Annotated in this window: 21 protein-coding genes; 13 read left to right on the plus strand and 8 right to left on the minus strand. The window is 59.7% G+C overall.

Translation table 11 applies throughout. From position 1 onward, the window contains the following. Nucleotides 1-2: 2 nt before the first annotated feature. On the minus strand, nt 3-1,100 hold the full coding sequence (gene aroC, locus HF327_RS03075; protein WP_169106836.1) for a chorismate synthase: 1,098 nt from the start codon (nt 1,098-1,100) through the stop codon (nt 3-5). 403 nt (nt 1,101-1,503) lie between these two features. Between aroC and HF327_RS03080 the strand changes: the two genes are divergently transcribed. After that, nucleotides 1,504-3,129: a sodium:solute symporter family protein gene (locus HF327_RS03080; protein WP_169106837.1), complete on the plus strand. Its 1,626-nt coding sequence runs from the start codon at nt 1,504-1,506 to the stop codon at nt 3,127-3,129. Between the two features lie 58 nt (nt 3,130-3,187). Next, entirely contained in the window at nt 3,188-3,319 is a 132-nt protein-coding gene (locus HF327_RS21910; protein ID WP_210768955.1) for a putative transporter small subunit, read from the plus strand. A gap of 162 nt (nt 3,320-3,481) precedes the next feature. Here the strand turns inward: HF327_RS21910 and HF327_RS03085 are convergent, their stop codons facing one another. Next, entirely contained in the window at nt 3,482-3,934 is a 453-nt protein-coding gene (locus tag HF327_RS03085) for a CBS domain-containing protein (RefSeq protein ID WP_099736373.1), read from the minus strand. Between the two features lie 249 nt (nt 3,935-4,183). On the opposite strand from HF327_RS03085, the gene HF327_RS03090 reads away from it, so the two are divergent. The 4 genes from HF327_RS03090 (at nt 4,184) to HF327_RS03105 (ending at nt 7,729) form a co-directional block, all read left to right on the plus strand. Beyond that, nucleotides 4,184-5,482: an O-acetylhomoserine aminocarboxypropyltransferase gene (locus HF327_RS03090; RefSeq protein WP_169106838.1), complete on the plus strand. Its 1,299-nt coding sequence runs from the start codon at nt 4,184-4,186 to the stop codon at nt 5,480-5,482. Beyond that, nucleotides 5,482-5,904, plus strand: a complete 423-nt coding sequence (locus HF327_RS03095; protein ID WP_169106839.1) for a GNAT family acetyltransferase — start codon at nt 5,482-5,484, stop codon at nt 5,902-5,904. The genes HF327_RS03090 and HF327_RS03095 overlap by 1 nt, the downstream gene beginning before the upstream one ends. 72 nt (nt 5,905-5,976) lie before the next feature. Beyond that, nucleotides 5,977-6,786 carry an alpha/beta fold hydrolase gene (locus HF327_RS03100; RefSeq protein WP_169106840.1) on the plus strand — a complete coding sequence of 270 codons (810 nt, stop codon included), beginning with the start codon at nt 5,977-5,979 and terminating at the stop codon, nt 6,784-6,786. A gap of 31 nt (nt 6,787-6,817) precedes the next feature. Next, complete coding sequence (locus HF327_RS03105; RefSeq protein WP_236024026.1) at nt 6,818-7,729, plus strand: PoNe immunity protein domain-containing protein; 912 nt, start codon at nt 6,818-6,820, stop codon at nt 7,727-7,729. Here HF327_RS03105 and HF327_RS03110 read toward each other — a convergent pair. Next, the gene (locus tag HF327_RS03110; RefSeq protein ID WP_169106841.1) at nt 7,715-8,536 is read right to left on the minus strand and encodes an alpha/beta fold hydrolase; all 822 of its coding nucleotides are present in this window, start codon (nt 8,534-8,536) and stop codon (nt 7,715-7,717) included. The two genes, HF327_RS03105 and HF327_RS03110, sit on opposite strands and share 15 nt — an antisense overlap. A 218-nt stretch (nt 8,537-8,754) precedes the next feature. On the opposite strand from HF327_RS03110, the gene HF327_RS03115 reads away from it, so the two are divergent. After that, nucleotides 8,755-9,117 carry a DUF962 domain-containing protein gene (locus HF327_RS03115; protein WP_169106842.1) on the plus strand — a complete coding sequence of 121 codons (363 nt, stop codon included), beginning with the start codon at nt 8,755-8,757 and terminating at the stop codon, nt 9,115-9,117. A gap of 57 nt (nt 9,118-9,174) precedes the next feature. On the opposite strand, the gene HF327_RS03120 is transcribed toward HF327_RS03115, so the two are convergent. Beyond that, nucleotides 9,175-11,028 (minus strand): AMP-dependent synthetase/ligase, encoded by a 1,854-nt coding sequence (locus tag HF327_RS03120; protein WP_169106843.1) that lies wholly within the window; start codon nt 11,026-11,028, stop codon nt 9,175-9,177. Between the two features lie 223 nt (nt 11,029-11,251). Further along, nucleotides 11,252-12,538: a YihY family inner membrane protein gene (locus HF327_RS03125; RefSeq protein WP_328701755.1), complete on the minus strand. Its 1,287-nt coding sequence runs from the start codon at nt 12,536-12,538 to the stop codon at nt 11,252-11,254. A gap of 599 nt (nt 12,539-13,137) precedes the next feature. Here HF327_RS03125 and HF327_RS03130 point away from each other — a divergent pair. Then, nucleotides 13,138-13,593: a DUF2069 domain-containing protein gene (locus HF327_RS03130; protein WP_169106844.1), complete on the plus strand. Its 456-nt coding sequence runs from the start codon at nt 13,138-13,140 to the stop codon at nt 13,591-13,593. Here the strand turns inward: HF327_RS03130 and HF327_RS03135 are convergent. Further along, on the minus strand, nt 13,569-14,513 hold the full coding sequence (locus HF327_RS03135; protein WP_169106845.1) for a LysR family transcriptional regulator: 945 nt from the start codon (nt 14,511-14,513) through the stop codon (nt 13,569-13,571). The genes HF327_RS03130 and HF327_RS03135 overlap by 25 nt on opposite strands. A 143-nt stretch (nt 14,514-14,656) precedes the next feature. On the opposite strand from HF327_RS03135, the gene HF327_RS03140 reads away from it, so the two are divergent. Then, the gene (locus HF327_RS03140; RefSeq protein WP_169106846.1) at nt 14,657-16,087 is read left to right on the plus strand and encodes an FAD-binding oxidoreductase; all 1,431 of its coding nucleotides are present in this window, start codon (nt 14,657-14,659) and stop codon (nt 16,085-16,087) included. A 62-nt stretch (nt 16,088-16,149) separates the two neighbouring features. On the opposite strand, the gene HF327_RS03145 is transcribed toward HF327_RS03140, so the two are convergent. Then, on the minus strand, nt 16,150-16,773 hold the full coding sequence (locus HF327_RS03145) for a hypothetical protein (RefSeq protein WP_169106847.1): 624 nt from the start codon (nt 16,771-16,773) through the stop codon (nt 16,150-16,152). A gap of 237 nt (nt 16,774-17,010) precedes the next feature. On the opposite strand from HF327_RS03145, the gene HF327_RS03150 reads away from it, so the two are divergent. The 3 genes from HF327_RS03150 (at nt 17,011) to HF327_RS03160 (ending at nt 19,699) form a co-directional block, all read left to right on the plus strand. After that, nucleotides 17,011-17,826, plus strand: a complete 816-nt coding sequence (locus HF327_RS03150; RefSeq protein ID WP_198460404.1) for a thymidylate synthase — start codon at nt 17,011-17,013, stop codon at nt 17,824-17,826. A gap of 119 nt (nt 17,827-17,945) precedes the next feature. Then, entirely contained in the window at nt 17,946-18,452 is a 507-nt protein-coding gene (locus tag HF327_RS03155) for a dihydrofolate reductase (RefSeq protein WP_169106849.1), read from the plus strand. 164 nt (nt 18,453-18,616) lie between these two features. Beyond that, nucleotides 18,617-19,699 carry a metallophosphoesterase gene (locus HF327_RS03160; RefSeq protein ID WP_169106983.1) on the plus strand — a complete coding sequence of 361 codons (1,083 nt, stop codon included), beginning with the start codon at nt 18,617-18,619 and terminating at the stop codon, nt 19,697-19,699. A 54-nt stretch (nt 19,700-19,753) separates the two neighbouring features. Here HF327_RS03160 and HF327_RS03165 read toward each other — a convergent pair whose 3' ends face one another. Beyond that, the gene (locus tag HF327_RS03165; protein ID WP_328701756.1) at nt 19,754-20,197 is read right to left on the minus strand and encodes a lipocalin family protein; all 444 of its coding nucleotides are present in this window, start codon (nt 20,195-20,197) and stop codon (nt 19,754-19,756) included. Between the two features lie 356 nt (nt 20,198-20,553). On the opposite strand from HF327_RS03165, the gene xth reads away from it, so the two are divergent. Further along, complete coding sequence (gene xth / locus HF327_RS03170; protein ID WP_169106984.1) at nt 20,554-21,330, plus strand: exodeoxyribonuclease III; 777 nt, start codon at nt 20,554-20,556, stop codon at nt 21,328-21,330. Nucleotides 21,331-21,342 lie beyond the last annotated feature (12 nt).

The raw sequence follows: 21,342 nt of genomic DNA on the forward strand, positions 1-21,342 counted from the left end.
TGTCAGGCAGCTGAAGCAGGAATGGGGGCCTGGCCCGAATCCACATCTGCGTTCTGCGCACGGTGGCGCAGCGCATGCTCCATCACCACCAGCGCCAGCAGCGCCTCGGCAATGGGTGCAGCGCGAATGCCTACGCAAGGGTCATGGCGGCCCTTGGTAATCACTTCGGCAGTATTGCCATGCACATCAATCGATTCACGCGGCGTAATGATGGAGCTGGTGGGCTTGATGCCGATGCGCACTTCCAGGTCTTGCCCGGTGCTGATGCCACCCACGATGCCGCCAGCGTTGTTGCTGCGAAAGCCCTCGGGGCTCAGAGAATCACCGTGCGTGGTGCCGCGCTGGGCCACGCTGTCAAACCCCGCACCAATTTCTACGGCCTTGACGGCGTTCAAGCCCATCATGGCGTAGGCAATATCGGCATCCAGACGGTCATACAGGGGCTGACCCAGACCCACGGGCATGTTGCTGGCATTCACACGCAGCGCCGCACCGCAGGAATCACCACTCTTGCGCAGCTGCTCCATGTACTCTTCGTACTGGCTCACATCAGCCACAGGAGCAAAGAAAGGGTTGTGGGGAACGTACTCCCAGCTTTCGAAGCCGATGGGCAGCTCGCCGATCTGCGTCATGCAGGCACGGAATTCGGTGCCAAATTTCTCTTTGAGCCACTTCTTGGCCACGGCACCGGCAGCCACCGTGGGCGCTGTCAGGCGTGCCGAGGAGCGGCCACCACCGCGCGGATCGCGGATGCCGTACTTTTGAAAGTAAGCATAGTCAGCGTGGCCAGGGCGAAAGCTCTGCGCAATGTTGGAGTAATCCTTGCTGCGCTGGTCGGTATTGCGGATGAGCAGCGCAATTGGCGTGCCCGTGGTCTTGCCCTCGTACACGCCCGAGAGAATCTCGACCGCATCAGGTTCGTTGCGCTGGGTGACGAACTTGCTGGTGCCGGGGCGGCGGCGGTCCAGATCGAACTGGATATCTGCCTCGCTCAAGGCCATGCCCGGGGGACAGCCGTCAATCACGCAGCCAATGGCTGGACCGTGGGATTCACCAAAGTTGGTGACCGTGAAAATTGTGCCGAAGGTATTGCCGCTCATAGGCTGCGGATTATGCCTGCGCAGCCACCAACCCATGCCATCCGTCGCGTACCAAAGCGAGCGACACACCTTCGATTTTTGTCAAATAATTGACACGACAAAAGACCGCAAACCCATTGCTGCTAAAATATCCGGGTCGTTGCGGACACCTGGACACTACTTTCGCCAGTTCCGCGTCGGCTTTTACCAGTCACTCTGGTTAGCGACTGCAGGCCCTGCCCCTTGCGCAGGATGGATTAAGGGCTTGAGCCCACCTGTCAGCCACTTTCATTGATTAAGCGATTTGGGCCTAGCCACTTGCAGGCCCGCGCCAGCGTTTTCGCGCTGCGCCGCTACTGAACTGCGCCCACTGGCCTGACTTTTTACAAGTCTGGCGCTTTGCCGTGCGCGCCAAGGAGGAATTTTGTATCAGCTCTCAACCACCACGGCAATCGTTTTGCTGCTGGCGTTCTATGGCATTACGTTTTTGATGTCCCTGAGCATTGGCGAGAAAAAAGAAAATGTCGATGGCTACATGGTCTCCAACAGCTCTATCGGCTTTGGCATGTCGGCAGCCAGCATGACTGCCACCTGGATCTGGGCCGCTTCTTTTTATGCGGCAGCCTCTTCCGGCTACAAATACGGACTGTCCGGCGCACTGCACTATGGTTTCTGGGGCGCTTTGATGATCTTGTTCATCTACCCCTTCGGGCGACGCTTTCGCGCCCTTGCACCTCAGGCTCATACGCTGGCCGAAATCATGCACGCGCGCCATGGCCGGTCCAGTCAGCTCATCCTGGCAGGCTCCAATATCCTGGGCAGCTGCATCAGCCTGATGGTGAACTTCACCGCCGCGGGTACCTTGGTGGACATGCTCACCCCGCTGTCCTTTATTCAGGGCGTGGTGCTCGCGGGTCTGGGCGTTCTGTCCTATACCCTGTGGTCGGGCTTCAGATCCTCGGTGATGACGGACTTCGGTCAGCTCATCGCCATGATTTTGGCGGCCGTGATCATCATTCCCATGATTTATTTCACGCTGGGTGGCTCCGAGCTGTTTGTCGAAGGCATTCACCGCCTTACCCCCGAGCAGGCAAGCTTCTTCTCCAAGACTGCTTTCCTGGAGCAAGGAGCACCCTACTTTGTGGCCGTACTGGCTTACGCCATTGGCAATCAGACCATTGCCCAACGCCTTTTTGCCGTGCGAGAAGACCTGATCAAACCGTCTTTCATCACTGCCACCATTGGCTACGGCTCCATTGTGATTGGCCTGGGAATGATTGGCGTGCTGGCCTTGCTGGCAGGTATTGAGCCCATGGATGGCGACCTCAACAACCTGATCCCCCAAATGGCGTCGACCTATCTGCCGCCCTTCATGATCGGCATGTTCTTCATCATGGTGCTGGGCTCGCTGTCCTCCACAGCGGATTCCGATCTGGCCGCTCTGTCAGCCATTGTGATGACCGATATCTACGGCAAGAACATCGCCAAGGGCAAGCCCAAAGCCAGCACCATGCTGTGGGTGGGCCGCATGACCATGATTGTGGCGACCGTGGTGGGCGTGGTCTTCGCCAGCCTCAAACTCGACATCCTGACCATGCTGATCTTTGTTGGCGCACTCTGGGGCACGATTGTCTTCCCTGTCATCGCCAGCCTGTACTGGCCTCGCGTGAACAACTTTGCCTTTACCGGTGCCGTACTGGCCGGTTTTGCCATGTTCCTCGTCGTTCGCTTTGGCTGGTTGCCCATGGAGGGCGCGGTTGGCATCTTCTTTGAGCTTCTCAGCTCCGTGGGCGGCGGCGTCGTGATCGGTTTGATGGCTTTTGGCTTTCTGGGCCGTACCGCAGGCCTGATCGCCGGTACGTTGGCCATGGCAGCGATGCTTCCCTTGAGCCTCAATTTCCTGCGTGACTACCCCGTACTCCTGAGTTCACTCACGGCGTACGGCGTCAGCACCTTGGTCTGCGTGGGGCTCAGCCTTCGCAACCAAAAGCGATTCAACTTTGACCGCATTGCCGAGCGCGTTGTCGCCTTTCAGCGCTCGCCGCACTGAATGTCAGACGCGGCATCGGTTGGAACGTTTTATTAAAGTAACTCAAAGGAGATTTGATATGAGCAGCTTTTTCTTCACCGCCTTCGTTCTGGTATGGCCTTTCATGGCCGCCATGGTCATGCTGGTGCTGTGCGTGGGCCTGTTTCGCGATATACGCGAAGCACGCCGCACCGGTGAAGCCATGGTTTAAACCAAGCTTTGCTGATAGCGTGCGGGCGATGTGAAATCGCCGATGGCCGCACAAACGACACACCCCGCGCATGCGGGGTGTGTCGTTTGTGCCCTCAGTACCAGCCCGCTCCATTCACCCTAAAGTGAGAAAGACTCAAGCTGACCTGGAAATACAGACCGCTCAGTCCGCGCCTTGGCGCTCGCCTTCGGGCCAGTCGCGGATATAGGCCTTGAGCATGCGGTTTTCAAAGTTCTGGCTGTCCACCACAGCCTTGGCCACGTCATACAAAGAGATCACACCCATCAGCATCCGCTTGTCCATCACTGGCATATAGCGCGCATGGCGGTCCAGCATCATTCGGCGCACCTCATCCATATCCGTTTCCATGGTGCAGGTCATTGGCGCATCGTCCATGGCACCGCGCACAGAGGCACGCTCTACGCCGCCGGTTTTCACAAAGCCCTGAATCACTTCGCGGAAGGTGAGCATGCCCACCACATCGCCATGCTCCATGACCACCAGCGAGCCGATGTCCTTTTCCGACATCACCTGCACCGCAGCAGCCAGGCTTTCATCGGGCGACACCGTATACAGGGTGTTGCCTTTGACGCGCAGTATGTCACTTACTTTCATTGCTGTTCTCCGAATCTGGTTTGCACTCTGGCCGTATTTGTCCTGCACGTGTCAGCACGTGCGGCATCACTGTGCGCAAAATGCGAGTGCGTGCACCAATATAGCCCACAATGGGACGAGGTCAGAAAAACGAAAATACCGACGAAACAGTTGATTTTCTACAAAATCAATCATCAATTCGTCAAATCAGAACATTTGTTGCGGGCGCAATGTCGCCTTCAATGATCAAAATCATCACGGAGACAAGACATGCCCGGCTACTCAGACCCCGGTTTTGACACCCTGAGCTTGCACGCAGGCGCTCAGCCTGACCCCGCTACCGGCGCACGCGCCACGCCCATTCACCTGACGACATCGTTTGTCTTTGAATCAAGCGACCACGCCGCCAGCCTGTTCAACCTGGAGCGCCCCGGCCACGTCTACAGTCGCATCAGCAACCCGACCAATGCGGTGCTGGAGCAACGCGTGTCGGCCCTGGAAAACGGTGTCGGCGCGATTGCCGTGGCCAGCGGTCAAGCCGCGCTACATCTGTCGATTGCCACACTGATGGGCGCGGGCAGCCACATTGTGGCCAGCACGGCGCTGTACGGCGGCAGCCAGAACCTGCTGCACTACACGCTGCGCCGTTTTGGCATTGAAACCACCTTCGTCAAACCCGGCGACATTGACGGCTGGAAAGCAGCCGTGCGCCCCAATACCAAGCTGTTCTTTGGCGAGACCGTGGGCAACCCCGGGCTGGATGTGCTGGACATCCCCACCATCAGCGCTATCGCCCATGAGGCCGGCGTGCCGCTGCTGGTGGACTCCACCCTCACCTCGCCCTGGCTGATGCAGCCGCTCAAACACGGGGCCGACATTGTTTACCACTCGGCCACCAAATTTCTGTCGGGCCACGGCACGGTCATCGGCGGCATCGTGGTGGATGGCGGCAGTTTTGACTGGGAAAAATCGGGAAAATTTCCCGAGCTGACCGAGCCCTATGATGGCTTTCACAACATGGTGTTCAGCGAGGAATCAACCGTGGGCGCATTCTTGCTGCGCGCCCGCCGCGAAGGCCTGCGCGACTTTGGCGCCTGCCTGAGCCCGCACAGCGCCTGGCTGATTCTGCAAGGCATAGAAACCCTGCCGCTGCGCATGGAGCGCCACATGAAGAACACCGAAAAAGTGGTGCAGTTTCTGGCCACCCACCCGCTGGTCAGCCGTGTGGGCCACCCCATGCTGGAGACGCATTCCTCCCATGCGCTGGCGCAAAAGCTGCTGCCGCGCGGCGCGGGCTCGGTGTTCAGCTTTGACATTGCGGGCAACCGCAATCAGGGCAAAACCTTTATCGAAACGCTCAGGGTCTTCAGCCACCTGGCCAATGTGGGCGATTGCCGCTCTCTGGTGATTCATCCCGCCAGCACCACGCACTTCCGCATGAGCGACGAAGCGCTTTCGCAAGCAGGCATTAGTCAAGGCACGATTCGTCTGTCGATTGGCCTGGAAGATGCCGACGACCTGATCGACGACCTCAAGCGCGCGCTGAAGGCGGCAGAGAAAGCGGCTTGATGCAGGTTCGCACCTTCACCCCCGCCGACAGCGAAGCCGTGGTGCAGTTATGGCAAGACTGCGGACTGACCCGCCCTTGGAACGATCCGTACAAAGACATTGCGCGCAAGCGCAGCGTATCGCCCGATCTGTTCTGGGTGGGCTGCGATGTCAACGGCCAGGTCATCGCCACCATCATGGTGGGCTATGACGGTCACCGCGGCTGGATCAACTACCTGGCCGTGCACCCAGCGCACCAGCGCCAAGGCCATGCCCGAGATTTGATGAAGCGCGCCGAGCAGGTACTGACGGAGCAAGGTTGCCCCAAGCTCAATCTGCAGATTCGCGCTGGTAATGAAGCCGTGATCGCCTTCTATGAGAGCCTGGACTATGCCGACGACCAGACAGTAAGCCTGGGCAAGCGGCTAATTCCCGACCTTTGAGACCGCCCTCTGCATCACTCATATTTATATAAAAAACAGCCTCTAGCGCTTACCCTTATTGCGGAGACAGCTATGTTTTTCGAAGTTAACAACGCCAAAGTCTATGCCTATACCGGAGGCAAGGCCTTCGATGCCGCCAAGCCCACCGCCATCTTCATTCACGGCGTGCTGTGCGACCACAGCGTATGGGCGCTGCAAAGCCGCTATATCGCCAACCACGGCTGGAATGTGCTGGCACTGGATCTTCCCGGCCATGGCAAAAGCGGCGGCGCAGCGCCAAAGACGGTTGAAGATGCCGCCACGTTCATCGGCCAGCTGATGGATGCCGCGGGATTGCAAAAAGCCGCGCTGATCGGCCACAGCTGGGGCAGTCTGATTTGCATGGAAGCTGCCGCCACGCTCAAAGACCGCATCAGCCATCTGGTGCTGGTGGGCACTGCCTTCCCCATGAAGGTCTCGCCCGCGCTTCTGGAATCGGCCCTGAACACACCCGAAAAAGCCATTGCCATGGTCAACACCTTTTCGCGCGCAACATTGTCCCCGCCCAATGGCGCGGGCAGCTGGGTGTTCGGCGCCGGCATGGCGCTGGGCCGCCGCGTGCTGGCCAGCAATGCCGATACCAACTTGCTGCACGCAGGCTTCACCGCCTGCGACCGCTATGCGAATGGTGAAGCGGCCATGGCCCAGATCACCTGCCCGGTTTTGTTTGTGCTGGGGGAACAAGACCAGATGACCACGCCCAAGGCCGCCAAGGGCTTGATCGACGCGGCACAAGCGGCAGGTAAAACAGTCAAAGTGCAAATGATCGCCAACGGCCACAACCAGATGACAGAATCGCCCGACGCTACGCTGTTTGCGATCCGGGATTTTCTGGCGGCGTAAAACAGGCATATCTGCCACTAAGCTCTGGGGCATGACCACCGCTTTCATGCCCCGAGCTTTCATTCCCTATAGCCAGCTTGCCGCAGCCTGCGCCAGCTGGCAGCAGATCCCTCTGACCGGTAGAACTGCGCGCCGCACACTCAATCTGACAGACAAAAAAGCCGACTGGAAGGCAGCACTGGCCACACTGCAACGATTTGCCAATAGCCCCGGCTACCAGGCACCACTGGATCTCCAAGCCCATGCAGCGCTGGAGAACTATTGGGGCTGGCAGGCTGCTGGGCAAGAGGCCTGCCATTTATTGATCTACGGCATGGATCTGGGCCTGCCCGGCGATGTGCTTCGGCCTATTTATCTGGAGACTGTGGCGCTCTGGAAAGACGCAGCCGCCGTGGCCAGCCACGCGCGCACCAGCATGCGTCAGGCCTCCGGTGAGGACTATGGCGTGCCCGCGCCCATCAACGCCCGCAGCGGGGAGTACCAATACGCCGTCATCCTGATGGCACTGGCCGTGCTGCTCGATGCGCCCGAGGAAATCCCCGCCATCATCGAGCAAGTGCTGGACTTTGATACCGACCGCCTGCTCGACTACCTGAGCGCTGCGGCTATTGAGCTGGAAGAAGTCAACGAAACACTGTTCCACCCGCGCCCCTATGGCGCGCTGCTACCGTTTTTTGAGCTGCTGGGCGAGCCATCACCCAAGCCGCTGGTGGCCTATGTTCAAGCTCAGTACGCCGATTTCTTGCGCCTCTCACCTTCGCAGCAAAAGAAAGGTAAGCCCTGGCTGGGCACGTTTTTCTGGGCACTGGAAGTGGGGGCCTTGTCTGTGCTTTACGGCTGGGACGATGCTGAGCTGCGCACCCTGCCCCACTACCCCGCCGATCTGGTGGACTTTGCCCACACGCACAACCAGAGCGCTGAGCCCGAATCAGGCGATTTTTGACAAAAATTGTGCGATACGCCCGGTAATGCGCTCAGGCAGTTCGCGGTGCGGCACATGGCCGCCGCCCGCAATGATTTCGGCCTCGCACGGGCCTTGCGCCCAGGTACAAATATTTTCGGGATGGGTGAGAGAGCCAAACTCATCCAGCTCGCCATGAATGGCCAGCACCGGGCAGTGCACCTGCTTCAAGGCCGCATCCAGCCGGTAATGGGCAAAGGGCTCGCTCAGCCAGGTATCGACCCAGGCTGACAGCACCCATGCCGCTTTGTCTCCGTGATAGCGCGAGAGCCGCTCCAGCTGGCCCGGCTGGGCAAAGCTGTCGCGTGCGGCGCGAATGCCCTCCAGCGTGCGGTCTTCCACAAAACTCTGGGCAGATTCGGTTACCAGAGCCTTGCACTGGGCCGGATACGCCGCCGCCGCCATGGCCGCCATGCCGCCACCCACGCTGTGGCCCAGCATGACAAAGGCATCCAGCTCCAGCGCCTGATGAATGGGGCTAAAGCCTGCCTCCACCTCAGCCTCGACAAAACGCGGTCCCAATTGGTGCGGGTTGGCATCAGACTGCCCAAAACCCAGCCGGTCATAGGCAATGACTTCACGCCCTGTTGCAGCGGCCAGTTGCTCAGGAAAATCACGCCAAAGAGCCACGCTGCCCAGCGAGTCATGCATGAGCACAAGTGGAGCTTTAGACGCTTTACCCTCCCCGACAGGCGGCTGCCAGCGTTTGACGAACAAATACCCGTCAGGCGTAGCAACACGGATGTCACTCATAGCGATTTCAACAGGCGGCATGGTGTTGTCAAACATGGGCAGTTTCGGGTTTGAGAGCAAGGTACGAAGCTGAGACCTTAGCAAGAACGCGCCTGCGGCCGCAACGGTAGTGGACCCGGCAGATTTTGCGCAGTCTGGCCTTGCACGACCTGTCTTGCAGGTGACGGATGAATGCGAGCAGCCACGCACTTACCCGCTGGCTCCGCTGCACGCTCGGCAGTATAAGAAAAGGTCACATCAAACCGGGGTTTGCCATGTCTCAGTCCACAACCACCGAACGGGAAGGCAACGCAGCTGGAGCAACCACCGTTGACCCTCGCCAATTCAAGAGCTTTGCCGAGTTCTACCCTTTCTATCTGGGTGAGCACAGCAACACCACCTGCAGACGGCTGCACTTCATCGGCACCAGCCTGTCGCTGGGCTTTTTGCTGGTGCTATTTTTGACGGGTGACTGGTGGTATCTGCTGGCCGCGCTGGTCTGCGGCTACGGCTTTGCCTGGGTGGGCCATTTCGGTTTTGAGAAGAACCGGCCTGCCAGCTTCAAGCGCCCGCTCTACAGCTTTCGCGGCGACTGGATGATGTGGCGCGATATCTTGCTGGGCCGCATCAAGATGTGATCACGCGCACCAACAAAAAACGGGCCGCATGGCCCGTTTTGATGAATCAATTGGCGCTTAGCCCATGCGGCGATTGCCGTAGATGCTCTCAATTTCATGAGCATAGCGGGCCAGAATGGGGGCGCGCTTGACCTTCATCGTGGGAGTGAGCAACTGGTTCTCCACGCTCCACGGCTCCAGCGTCAGCAGCAATGCACGCGGCTGGGCGTAGCTGGGAAAATCCACACTCAGGGCCTGCAGGCGCTTGAGCACAGCCTGCACCACCGATGGCTGGCGCAGGGTTTCGGGGTTGTCTGCATCCCAGCCGTTTTCGCGGGCAAACAAAGCCCAGTTTTCTGCATTGAGCACTGCAATCGCGCTCACATAGGGACGGTGGTCGCCCAGCACCATGATTTGCTCGATCAGCGGGTCGGCCAGCAGCGACAGTTCCAGATCAGCGGGCGATATTTTCTCGCCGGTCGAGGTGACGATGATTTCCTTGAGTCGCCCCATCAGGCGGATGCGGCCCTTGACCAGCTCAGCCTGATCCCCGGTGCGCAGCCAGCCGTCCTCGGTGAACGCCGCAGCCGTTTCTTCGGGGCGCTTCCAGTAGCCCTTCATCACAATCGCGCCGCGTACTTGCAACTCATGCTGCTCGCCAATACGAACCTCAACGCTTGGCAGGGGCTCACCCACGGTGGCAGGGTCATTGCTGTCCAGCGTGACGACGGAGATCACAGGCGTGGTTTCCGTCATGCCATAGCCTTGCAGCAGCGGTACATCCAGCGCCAGAAAGGTACGGGCCGTGCTTTGCGGAATGGCAGCGCCACCCGTAATCGCCATGCGCACGCAGCCGCCAAACATCTGGGCGATCTGCTGGCCGAGCTGCGCATGGGCCGCAGGGGCGGGCGTGCCAATCAGCGACGCATCGTGCTTATGCAGGTCGGTAATGTTCTGGCGCGCACAGAAGTTGGCCCAGCCCCATTCCACAGCCGCCTCAAAGGCCTGGCGCTCGGCTTCGGGGCCGGCAAGAAATTTTTCCAGCAACTTGGCATGCACGCGCTCATAAATGCGTGGCACGCAGACAAGGATGGTGGGTTTTTCGGTCTGCATGTCTTGCATCAGCAAGGCGGCAGAACGCGCATAGGCCGTGCAGGCACCACTGGCAATGGCTAGGTAGTAGCCCACGGTGCGCTCAAAGGTGTGCGAGAGCGGCAGAAAGGACAAAAAGCGATCGTCCTGGCGCGGGTGCACGCGCTCGGCAAAGTCTGAGACATCGGCCATCACATTGGCGTGGGTCAGCATCACGCCCTTGGGCTTGCCCGTGGTCCCCGAGGTGTAGACGATGGCTGCCACATCGCCAGGCTCTGGCAGAGCCGGTGCGGGCTGGCTTGCCATGGCTGAGCCTTGTTGCAGCCAGTCTGCCAGCGCCAGCACTCGGGGCTGGCCAAGGCTGACTTGCGGGGCTGTCAAGCCGTCCGCCACCACCACGGTCTGCAGGCTGGACATGGCATAGTCTGTGGCGCGCAGGCGCTCCCATTGGCTCAGGCTGCTCAGCACCAGCAGGCTGATGTCGGCGTTATCAAAAATATAGGCAATGCTGGCCGGGTTGTCCGTGGTGTGCACGGGCACCGAGATCGCGCCCATCTGCAAGGCAGCCTGATCTACGCACATGGCGTTGACGCTGTTGGGCAGCCAGATGCCGATACGGTCCCCATGCTGCAGCGCGCTTTGCTGCAAGGCCGCACGAAACTGCATGACGGCGACACCTGCCTGCGCCCAGCTGAGCTGAGTCCAGGGCTGGTCTTTGCCCGCAAATTCACGATAGGCAGACAAGTCAGGCGTGGCCGCCACGCGCGCTTGCAGCATGTGGGCCAGGCTGCGCTGCTGCCAGGGTTGGGTAAGCGGTTGACCCAAAACAGATTGGCTCATAAACATCAAAAAATAAAATGCAACAAAACGCAGGCTAGAGCCATGCTCCGACCATGTTTGTAGGCTGGAATGAAGTTCGCCCGAAGGCTGGACCTGCGCAAGCAGCGTGCTTGCGACATCAGGCCCCAGTCCGCCGAGTAGGTGAATGGGTCAACTGATTGTGCAACGCCCCTTCAGGAGAGGCGAACCCGCTATCAAATAGCTAGCTTATCGCGATGACTATTCATAGAGTTTTGCGGACCTCATCAACTCTATGAATATTTTCTATAGGGACCGCAATCAGCTCGGCCACAGTCATCACATCCAGCTGGGCGCGCTGCCACAACGGCTGCACCGCTTCAGAGGGCTGGAGCAAAAGGCGCTGCACCAGTGGCTCGACCAGCGTGGTCTGCGGGTCTACCAACAGCACATAACGAGGCTCCGTACTTTCCAGCGACACATAGGCATCTGGTGGCTGCACGGCGCCCACCCAGTCCAGCTGGGCCAGCGCCTGCAGCACCGGTTGAATCTGCGAAGCTTCGATGCGCAGACGGCGCGAGAGCTGGTGCACAAACAGGCCTTTGTGGGGTAGCTCTCGCTCTTTGGCCAGGCATTGCAGTACCTCGACGGCCAGCTCAAACTGCCAGCCCCTGTGGCCCGTCATCCGCTCCACCCCGCTGAGGATGGTGGGCAGATAGGCGGTGACCAGAGCACCCGTCAGCACAATACTCCAGGCCACATACATCCAGATCAGCAAAATGGGCAGCGTGGCAAATGCGCCGTAAATCACCGAATAGGTGGGCACCGACGCCAGGTAAACACCCAGCGCCTTCTTGGCTACTTCCATGAAAACAGCCACAAACACGCCACCCACCACGGCATGGCGCCAGCGCACCGGCGTGTTGGGCACGTAGTGATAAAGCCCGGCCATGCCTGCGGCCAGCACGACAAATTCGATGGAGTCAAACACAAAGCGCAAACTGGCTGGCAGCGCGTTGACCAGCCCTTTGGATGCAGACATCACATACGACGACAGCACCAGACTCAGACCCAGCAGCAGCGGCCCCAGCGTGATGGCAGCCCAGTAAATCAGCACGCGCTGGCCCAGCGGACGCAACTGGCGCACACGCCAGATGTTGTTGAGCGTGCGGTCAATGGTCAGGATCAGCGCAAGCGCCGTCACCATCAAAATGGAAAAACCCACCAGACCCAGCTGGCTGGCCTTGGACGCAAACTGCGTGAGATAACCCAGCACCTGCCGCGCAATGGTCTCGGGGATCAGGCTGTCCATCAGCCAGCGCTCCAGTACCAGTTGCGCCTTGCCAAAGATGGGGAAGGCCGTGAACAAAGCCAGCGCCACGGTAAAAAATGGCACCAGCGCCAGCAGCGAGGTGAAAGTGAGGCTGCTGGCCGTCACACCCAGCCGGTCTTCCTTGAAGCGGGCCAGCAGCACCTGCGCGGTGTTTTTCCATGGGAAGGTACGCAGGCGCAACTGCACGCGGCGGCTTTGGCGGTGGAATTCGTCCCTCAGCTCTTGCTTGCTGGGCACGCGTGGTTTGGGAATGCGCCCGGCCAAGTCTTTACAACCCGCCAGCAGCACTTTGGCCTTGCCAAACCTGTCGGCAGACGCTTTTCTTATTTCTGAACTTACTCCTGAAATAGAAGCAGTTTCCGCTTGATGCGCCTGGGCTGACGGCATGTTTGGTGCTGAAGGCGAAGCGTAGCCAGACCAGCTCTGACCCGCCTGACTGAAGGATGCAGTCTGTGGCGCAACGGACGGAGCACCAGATGGAACGGCTTGCTGCGGAGGCCGGTCCGCATGGGACGAATTCAATGGCGGCGCGAACGGAGGTTCTTGGGCATCAAACTGCGGCTCGTGCAAGCTGGGCTCTTGGCGCAGATGCGGCTCGGGCAAAGGTGTCACACCCGCTGGTGATGGCGGCTGTGCCTGCGGATTTCCTTCCAACGCAGTCCAGAAACCAGTGCGGTCATTTTTCTTCATGGCTGCACTCCTTTCACGCGAAAAAGGGAGAAAAAGGAGTCAGGGGCCTGCGCAAAATCAAACGCAAGATTGAAAAGAAAAAATCCGGATTCAAAGGAAGCTGCCATGGTCGATATGATGCCACTGCTATGACCGACGCCCTCTCGCCCCGCGCCCCCGAAAACACTTCCTCACCAATCAATCAGCCCGGCACTGACGTGGCCGCTACCCGCTGGCTGGCCGTTGGCTGTCTGCTTGCGCTGATGGTGCTGTGCGTGGCCTGGGAGCTGTGGCTTGCGCCCGTGCGCCCCGGCGGCACGCTGCTCTTCCTCAAGGCGCTGCCGCTGGCCTTTGCCGTGATTGGTCTGCTCAAGCGCCGCATGTACACCTATCGCTGGATGAGCCTGCTGGTGTGGCTGTACTTCACCGAAGGCGTGGTGCGCGGTTGGAGCGACCCTGCCCCCAGCCGCTGGCTGGCGCTGATGGAGGTGGGACTGTGCGTGCTGCTCTTCATCGCCTGCGCGGCCCATGTGCGCCTGCGCCAGAAGGCAGCCAAGGCCGCCATGGCTGCTGCCACAGCTCAATCCGGCGCAATGCCCTCATAGCGCGCCAGCGTCTGCACCTGAGCGGCCAACGCTTCAAACAGCAGCTGCGCAGCGGGTGACAGAGCCCGGCGTGGCCGCTGAATCAGCAAGGTGCGGCGCAGAATGCGCGGTGCATCGAGCAGACGAAAACCCAAGTCCCCCTGTAATCCCAGCGACGGATGCCGCGCCGTCAGTGCCGGGACAATGCTCACGCCCAGCCCCAGACTCACTGCCTCAAACAGCAACTGCGGGTTAGACAGGCGCAGCGACGGTTGCAGCACATTCGCCGGCATGCCCGGCGCAGCGGCCAACAACTGGCTGATGGCGGTATCGGTGGTCAGCCCCACAAACGGCAGATGGGCCAGATCAGCCGCCACCAGTCGTGTGGCCAGCAGCAATGGCTCATCTGCGCGGGCGACCAACACCATCGCATCGCTCACCAGCGGCTGGGTCAGCAAATCTCCGCCTGCCGGGTGGGCCGCACCCACGCCAAAATCTACCAGCCCGGCCTGTACACGCTGGGCAATACCTTCGGCGCTGTCTTCAATCAGATCCACCTCAATACCCGGGTACTGCGCACGCAGCGCGGGCAACACCGGCAGCAGCAACACAGCCAGCACCGATGGCGCAGCCGCAATGCGCACCTTGCCCCGGCGCAACGCCGCCAAGTCGCCCAGGTTCTGAAAGCCTTGCTCCAGCGTGTCAAAAGCCTGGCGCACATCGACCAGAAAGGCCTGGCCCGCGCTGGTCAGCCCCACGGTGCGCGTGGTGCGGTCAAACAGGCGCATACCAAGCGCGTCTTCCAGCTGACGAATGGATTCGGACAGGGCCGACTGCGTCAGACACAGCTCCCGCGCTGCCGGGGCAAACGCGCCCTGCCGCGCCACCTCATCAAAGGCACGCAGCTGGCGCAGGCTGACATTATTCGGAAAAACTGGCATAACCCATCAATTTATTTCGATTGCCCCGAAGTTTGCCATGTTCTACGCTTGCGGCTTCGTGGTTTTCCTCGGCCAGTGCCGCTATGTGGCTTAGGATTTCCTCTGTTTCTCCTCTCTGCCGCCCCTGCTGCGGCCCGCTTGCCATGACTTCCACTGCTTTGCTTGATTCCCTGCGCCAGATCGTTACTGCCAACCATGTGCTGACCGACGGCGATCTGTCCGCCTACGAGCAGGACTGGCGCAAGCGCGTGCACGGCAAGGCCCTGGCCGTGGTGCGTCCCGGCAATACGGCCGAAGTGGCCGCCGTGGTCAAGGCCTGCGCAGCCGCTGGCGTGCAGATCGTGCCCCAGGGCGGCAACACCGGGCTGTCGGTGGGCTCCACGCCCGACAACAGCGGCCAGCAAATCGTGCTGAACCTCACGCGCCTGAATGCCGTGCGCCATATCGACAAGGACAACCTGACCTTCACCGTCGAAGCGGGTTGCATTCTGCAAAACCTGCAGGAACTGGCAGACAAGCAAGGCCTGCTCTTTCCTCTGTCGCTGGCCGCCGAAGGCAGTTGCACGATTGGAGGCAATCTGGGCACCAACGCAGGCGGCACACAGGTAGTGCGCTATGGAAATACGCGTGATCTGTGTCTGGGCCTGGAAGTCGTTACGCCGCAGGGCGAGGTCTGGGATGGCCTCAAAGGCTTGCGCAAGGACAACACCGGCTACGACTTGCGCGACCTGTTCATCGGCAGCGAAGGGACTCTTGGCATCATCACCGCCGCGACCATGAAGCTGTTCCCCCAGCCCGCAGCACAGCTGACCGCCTTTGCCGCCGTGCCCAGCATGGAAGCCGCCGTGCGACTGCTGGGTCTGGCGCACCAGCATCTGGGTGCGGGCCTGACGGGTTTTGAAGTCATGGGGCAGTTTGCGCTGTCTCTGGTCGTCAAGCACATGCCGCAGCTGCGCGTACCGTTCGCCGATATGGGTGACGAAGCCCCTTACTGCGTGCTGCTGGAAAACAGCGACAGCGAATCCGAACAGCACGCCCGCCTGCGCTTTGAGCACCTTCTCGAACTCGCCTTTGAAGACGGCTGTGTGGTCAACGCCGTGGTGGCCGAGAGCCTGAGCCAAGCCCATGACCTGTGGCATATCCGCGAGAGCATTCCGCTGGCGCAGGCCGAGGAAGGCCTGAACATCAAGCACGACATCTCGGTCGCCGCATCGCGCATTCCGGCCTTTGTGGAGCACGCGGATGAGGTGCTCAAGCGCGAAATTCCCGGCGTACGCCTGGTCAACTTCGGCCACCTGGGCGACGGCAATCTGCACTACAACGTGCAAGTCCCCGAGGGCGAAGACGGCAAGCAGTTTCTGCGCGAGAAAGAAGCGCTGGTCAACCACCTCGTCTATGAAGCCGTGGCGAAGTTTGACGGCTCCTTCTCGGCCGAGCATGGCGTGGGCGCGCTGAAGACGGACAAGCTGGAAAAATACCAGTCCCCTGTTGCCCTGCAAATGATGCGCGCTATCAAAAATGCACTGGACCCGCAAGGCCTCATGAACCCTGGCGTGGTGCTGACGCGAGCCTGATTGCCAAGCGCCCACAAAAAAGCCCTGCGAGGAATTGCAGGGCTTTTTGGCATGTTCACGACTCAGGAAGCGGGCTGCTGATTGGCAATCAAGGTCTGCATATCTTGAGGCCATGGAATGTCTGCGCCATCCACATCGGTAAACACGATCTGTTTGCCCTCCGTCAGCAGCCAGATGCGCAGGCCATTGCGGGCAGGGTCAATCACCACGCCCGCAGACTCTTCACCCCCCATGCGCTGGCGGTTGCCGAACACGGTCAGCATATTTTCCTGCGTCTCCAGCGGGCCCACCGTCTCCAGATTCTTGAGCACGGTTTCATAGTACTTGCCCGTCAGCGCCTTCAGGCGTTCGGCCAGTACGCCGGTTTTCAGGTAGTCCACGCCATCCCAGCGGTACTTGCCTTCCATGCTTTTCAGGCTGGCCAGACCCTCTTGGCCATCCTTGGCCACATACAGCACGCGCACTTGCTCAACGGCAGGGCCAGGCACGACCTGCGCGGTCGCCGCAGGGGCTTGCTCAGGTGCAGTGGCCGCAGGCACGGCTGCTGGTTCTGGGGCCGGTGCAGGCACTTGCACAGGGGCATCAAGCGGGGCTGATGCTGCAGGGGCCTTGGTCTGGTCACAGCCCGCCAGCAAAGCCGCGCAGGCCAGTGCACTGGCGGCAGCCGTCATCAAAATTCGCGACATCCAACAACTCCTTAGGTAATGGCTCAATTGTGCAGGTGCAAAAATGCATCAGCCCACTTAACGCCGCAGCACATAGGCTCTTTGACCTATCCCGCACAGCCAATCAACCTACACGTGGCAAACTCAAACCATTGCGCCCGCACAGAGTTCTGATCTGGGTGCCAGCCCCATTCAAGAGTCGGCCCCCGTCCTGTACGCTCGGCCGTCCCGTCCATCAATAGCACCATGAACGCCAACATCCCCCTGCGCCCCGTGCGCAACCAGTACGAATCCTTTATGCGCCATGTCTTTGAGCAAGGCGTGGCCAAGGGCGACCGCACCGGCACAGGCACGCGCAGCGTGTTCGGCCACCAGATGCGTTTTGATCTGAGCGAAGGCTTTCCGCTGGTGACGACCAAGAAGGTTCACCTCAAGTCCATCATTCTGGAACTGCTGTGGTTTCTCCGTGGCGACAGCAACGTAAAGTGGCTGCAAGAGCGCGGCTGCACCATCTGGGACGAATGGGCTGACAAGACCACGGGTGACCTGGGTCCTGTGTACGGCGTGCAGTGGCGCAGCTGGCCCAAGGCCGACGGCACACATATCGACCAGATTGCAGAAGTCGTCAAGCAGCTCAAGAACAGCCCCGATAGCCGCCGCATCATCGTCAGCGCCTGGAATGTGGCCGAGCTGGACCAGATGGCGCTCATGCCCTGCCACGCTTTCTTCCAGTTCTACGTGGCCGAAGGCAAGCTCAGCTGCCAGCTGTACCAGCGCAGCGCCGATATCTTTTTGGGCGTGCCGTTCAACATCGCCAGCTATGCGCTGCTGACCCATATGCTGGCCCAGCAGTGCCACCTGGAGGTAGGTGACTTCATCTGGACCGGCGGCGACTGCCATATCTACAACAACCATTTCGAGCAGGTGCAAACCCAGCTGACGCGCCAGCCCTTTGCCTACCCGACGCTGAACATCAAGCGCAAGCCGGACTCCATCTTCGACTACGAGTTTGACGACTTTGAAGTGCTGGATTATCAGCACCACGCGGGCATCAAGGCGCCTGTCGCGGTTTAAGCCGCACACTGTTCACTATAAAAATCAAAGCTGCTTGCGCTTGATTTCAATAGGCTTCAAGATTTTTAGTATCTGAAATCTATGAATAACAAGCGCTAGCAGCTTCTTTATTGATAGCTATGGCCATCCAACTCATTTATGCCCGCGCAGCCAACGGCGTCATCGGCAAGGACAACACCATGCCCTGGCACCTGCCAGAAGACATGGCGCACTTCAAAGAGCTGACACAGGGCTGCGCCGTCATCATGGGCCGCAAGACCTGGGACTCGCTGCCCGTGCGCTTTCGCCCCCTGCCCGGTCGCACCAATATCGTCGTCACCCGCCAAGGCGACTGGCAGCCCGAACCTGCATCCGACAAAGTGGTTCGCGCTGCCAGCCTTGAAGAGGCGCTGGAGCAGGCCCAGAAACTGTCGCAAGATATCTGGGTCATAGGCGGCGCGCAAATCTACGCGCAGGCCCTGCCACTGGCCGATGCCGTCGAAGTCACAGAAATTGGCCGCGACTACGAAGGAGATGCCCACGCGCCCGAGCTGGGCACCGAGTGGAAGGAAGTGCGCCGCAGCAGCCACACTGCAGCCAATGGCCTTCCCTACAGCTTTGTGCGCTTTGAACAGCGGGCTCCATAACTCCACCAACTGACACATAGACAGTCCAGCAAGAGACAGCATCCCTCTTGCCGCATGACTGCTGCATTGCAACAATCGTCAGGTTCACGCTGGCTTGCCGTATGACAATGGCAAGTCCGTTACCGGTCGCCTTCCCCAACCGCGCAAGCCCACAGCCCTTCACCATGAGCCTAGTCCAGCCCCTTCCCCCTGGCGCCCTCGACATCGTTGGCGATATCCACGGCGAATACTCCGCGCTGGTGCAGCTTCTGGCCAACCTGGGCTATGACCTGCAAGGCAATCACCCAGACGGCAGACGCCTGGTCTTTGTGGGCGACTTTTGCGACCGCGGGCCAGACAGTCCTTCCGTGCTGGCGCTGGTAGGGGCCATGCTGGCCTCGGGCAAAGCCCATGCGGTGCTGGGCAACCACGAGATCAATCTGCTGCGTGAAGATGCCAAGGACGGCTCCGGCTGGTTCTTCGACAGCCGCGTCGATGCGGATCAGCCCAAATACGCCCCCTTTGCACGCATGCCTGCAGCACAAGCACCGGCCATGCTCAGGCTACTGAACCAACTGCCCATTGCGCTGGAGCGCGATGACCTGCGCATCGTGCACGCCGCATGGCGGCCCGAGCAAATCGCCATGATTCGCAAACTGCCCAGCGGCAGCGCCCGCGCCTCCTACGATCACTTTGAAGCGCTTGCCGATGCACAGTCCGCCGCCCAGCGCGTGGCTGAGCGCATGCGCCAGGAAGAACTCAGCTGGCCGCACAGCCTTGAAGACTACCGCTACGAGCCGCCCTTTCTGCCCGCGCACAGCGAAAACGAGCTGAACAAAGCCATGGTCAACCCCCTCAAGGTGCTGACAGCCGGCGTGGAGCGTGAGTGCCGCAACCCGTTTTACGCAGGCGGCAAATGGCGTTTTGTGGAGCGCGTGGCTTGGTGGAATGAATACAACGAAACGCCCGCCGTGATCGTCGGCCACTACTGGCGACGCATGCGCGCCGCCGATGCGCCCGCGCATGGTGCGCAGTTTGAAAACCTGTTCGGCGGCACCTCGCCCCTGTCATGGCATGGCCTGCGCAGCAATGTGTTTTGCGTGGACTATTCCGTCGGCGCACGCTGGCTGGATCGCCTGCGCGGCGATGACCCCATTCAACGCAGCAAACTAGCCGCCATGCGCTGGCCCGAACGTGTACTGGTCTTTGATGATGGCATGCAAGCCGCAACTGAAAATTTTGGGGTCGAGGTGGTCTTGCGGGACTAAGCCGAGCTGGTTACGCGCTTAGCCCCTGCGTCTCAATGGCTACGCTACCGGATCTTATTGCGCGACAAGCAGCACACGGCTCAGATCTACACCAAGGCTCTGGGCCTTTTCAAGCAGCTGCTTGAACTTCTGCTCAGGAATGGACTTGCTGCGCGAGAGCAGCCAGAAATAGTCAAGGCTATCGCCAATCACCAGCGAGGTCTGGTAATCATCATCCAGACTCACCACGTTGTATCCGCCATAAAACGGGCCAAAGAACGAGACCTTGAGCGCAGCCACATCGGATTCACCCAAAAAGCGCGCCTTGCCATTGGCTTGACGCCATTCTTTCTTGGCCGCGTCATAACCCCGGTTGACCACCAACACCGAGCCATCGTCATTGAGGCTGTAGTTGGCCGATACCTCCGTCAAACCCTTTTCAAACCGATGGTCGATACGGGCCAGTTCATACCAGGTGCCCATATAGCGCTTGGCATCAAAACCCGTGACCGGCGTGATGCCTCTTGGCACCGAGACTGCGCAACCCGAAACCACCGCAGCAACGCCTGCAGCGGCCACGGTCAAAGCCGCTGTACGAATCAAAGAGCTTCTCGATAAATGCATTGTTGTGCCCTCAGCTTAAAAGCCCTATTCAACCATCGCTCAGCAGGCCTCGCATCCAAAGCGGGCTTTGCATTCAGATGAACGGTGAGACAGACAACATCGCCACGAATCCCTTGAAAAACACCTCAATGCGCTACGCATTCAGAATGATGGAAACGCCGCTTCGGCAAGGTCTTGAGTGACTGGCGACTAGACTCACCTCAGAACGCCGAAGACGAAAACACCACTGATTGAATGAAGTTTTTATGACGATGAAAATTGCCACCTGGAATGTGAACTCTCTGACGGTGCGTCTGCCCCAGGTACTAGACTGGCTGGCAGCGAACCCCGTTGATGCGCTGGGCCTTCAAGAGCTCAAGCTCACTGACGATAAATTCCCCCATATGGCTTTTGAAGAAGCCGGGTACAAGGCCATCAGCCACGGGCAAAAAACCTATAACGGCGTGGCCTGGATCACACGAGAAGCTGGCCGCGATGTGGTGCGCAATATTCCCGGCTTAGAGGATGAGCAAGCCCGCATTCTTGCAACAACGATTGATTCACCCTCGGGCGAGATTCGCCTGATCAATGGCTACTTCGTCAACGGCCAAGAGCCGGGCTCCGAAAAATTTGCCTACAAGATGCGCTGGTTACAGGCGCTTCATGACTGGGTCAAAGAACAGCTGGCTTTGCATCCGCGTCTGGTTCTGGTGGGCGACTTCAACGTAACCCCCGAGGATCGTGACTCTTATGATCCTGTCGGACTCAAGGATACGATTCACCACACAGTTGAAGAGCGCGGGCATTTTCAGGATTTGCTGAAGCTGGGCCTGAGTGATTCATTTCGCATGTTTGAACAGCCCGAAAAAAGCTTCTCTTGGTGGGATTACCGCATGCTGGGCTTCCAGAAGAACCGCGGCCTGCGCATCGACCATATTCTGGTCAGCGACGCACTGAAAAGCAGTGTGACGGCCTGTGCTGTCGACCGCACTCCTCGCAAAAACAAACAACCCAGCGATCACACCCCTGTGGTGGTAACGCTGGGTTGAAATGAGCGGGTT

Source organism: Comamonas suwonensis, from assembly GCF_012844455.2.
Classification (GTDB): Bacteria; Pseudomonadota; Gammaproteobacteria; order Burkholderiales; family Burkholderiaceae_C; genus Comamonas; species Comamonas suwonensis.

What these genes read in the sequence shown, in the direction of transcription:
- aroC (WP_169106836.1), bottom strand. Translation starts at nt 1,100, where the DNA reads ATGAGCGGCAATACCTTCGGCACAATTTTCACGGTCACCAACTTTGGT.
- HF327_RS21910 (WP_210768955.1), top strand. Translation starts at nt 3,188, where the DNA reads ATGAGCAGCTTTTTCTTCACCGCCTTCGTTCTGGTATGGCCTTTCATG.
- HF327_RS03085 (WP_099736373.1), bottom strand. Translation starts at nt 3,934, where the DNA reads ATGAAAGTAAGTGACATACTGCGCGTCAAAGGCAACACCCTGTATACG.
- HF327_RS03090 (WP_169106838.1), top strand. Translation starts at nt 4,184, where the DNA reads ATGCCCGGCTACTCAGACCCCGGTTTTGACACCCTGAGCTTGCACGCA.
- HF327_RS03095 (WP_169106839.1), top strand. Translation starts at nt 5,482, where the DNA reads ATGCAGGTTCGCACCTTCACCCCCGCCGACAGCGAAGCCGTGGTGCAG.
- HF327_RS03100 (WP_169106840.1), top strand. Translation starts at nt 5,977, where the DNA reads ATGTTTTTCGAAGTTAACAACGCCAAAGTCTATGCCTATACCGGAGGC.
- HF327_RS03105 (WP_236024026.1), top strand. Translation starts at nt 6,818, where the DNA reads ATGACCACCGCTTTCATGCCCCGAGCTTTCATTCCCTATAGCCAGCTT.
- HF327_RS03110 (WP_169106841.1), bottom strand. Translation starts at nt 8,536, where the DNA reads ATGTTTGACAACACCATGCCGCCTGTTGAAATCGCTATGAGTGACATC.
- HF327_RS03115 (WP_169106842.1), top strand. Translation starts at nt 8,755, where the DNA reads ATGTCTCAGTCCACAACCACCGAACGGGAAGGCAACGCAGCTGGAGCA.
- HF327_RS03120 (WP_169106843.1), bottom strand. Translation starts at nt 11,028, where the DNA reads ATGAGCCAATCTGTTTTGGGTCAACCGCTTACCCAACCCTGGCAGCAG.
- HF327_RS03130 (WP_169106844.1), top strand. Translation starts at nt 13,138, where the DNA reads ATGACCGACGCCCTCTCGCCCCGCGCCCCCGAAAACACTTCCTCACCA.
- HF327_RS03135 (WP_169106845.1), bottom strand. Translation starts at nt 14,513, where the DNA reads ATGCCAGTTTTTCCGAATAATGTCAGCCTGCGCCAGCTGCGTGCCTTT.
- HF327_RS03140 (WP_169106846.1), top strand. Translation starts at nt 14,657, where the DNA reads ATGACTTCCACTGCTTTGCTTGATTCCCTGCGCCAGATCGTTACTGCC.
- HF327_RS03145 (WP_169106847.1), bottom strand. Translation starts at nt 16,773, where the DNA reads ATGTCGCGAATTTTGATGACGGCTGCCGCCAGTGCACTGGCCTGCGCG.
- HF327_RS03155 (WP_169106849.1), top strand. Translation starts at nt 17,946, where the DNA reads ATGGCCATCCAACTCATTTATGCCCGCGCAGCCAACGGCGTCATCGGC.
- HF327_RS03160 (WP_169106983.1), top strand. Translation starts at nt 18,617, where the DNA reads ATGAGCCTAGTCCAGCCCCTTCCCCCTGGCGCCCTCGACATCGTTGGC.
- xth (WP_169106984.1), top strand. Translation starts at nt 20,554, where the DNA reads ATGAAAATTGCCACCTGGAATGTGAACTCTCTGACGGTGCGTCTGCCC.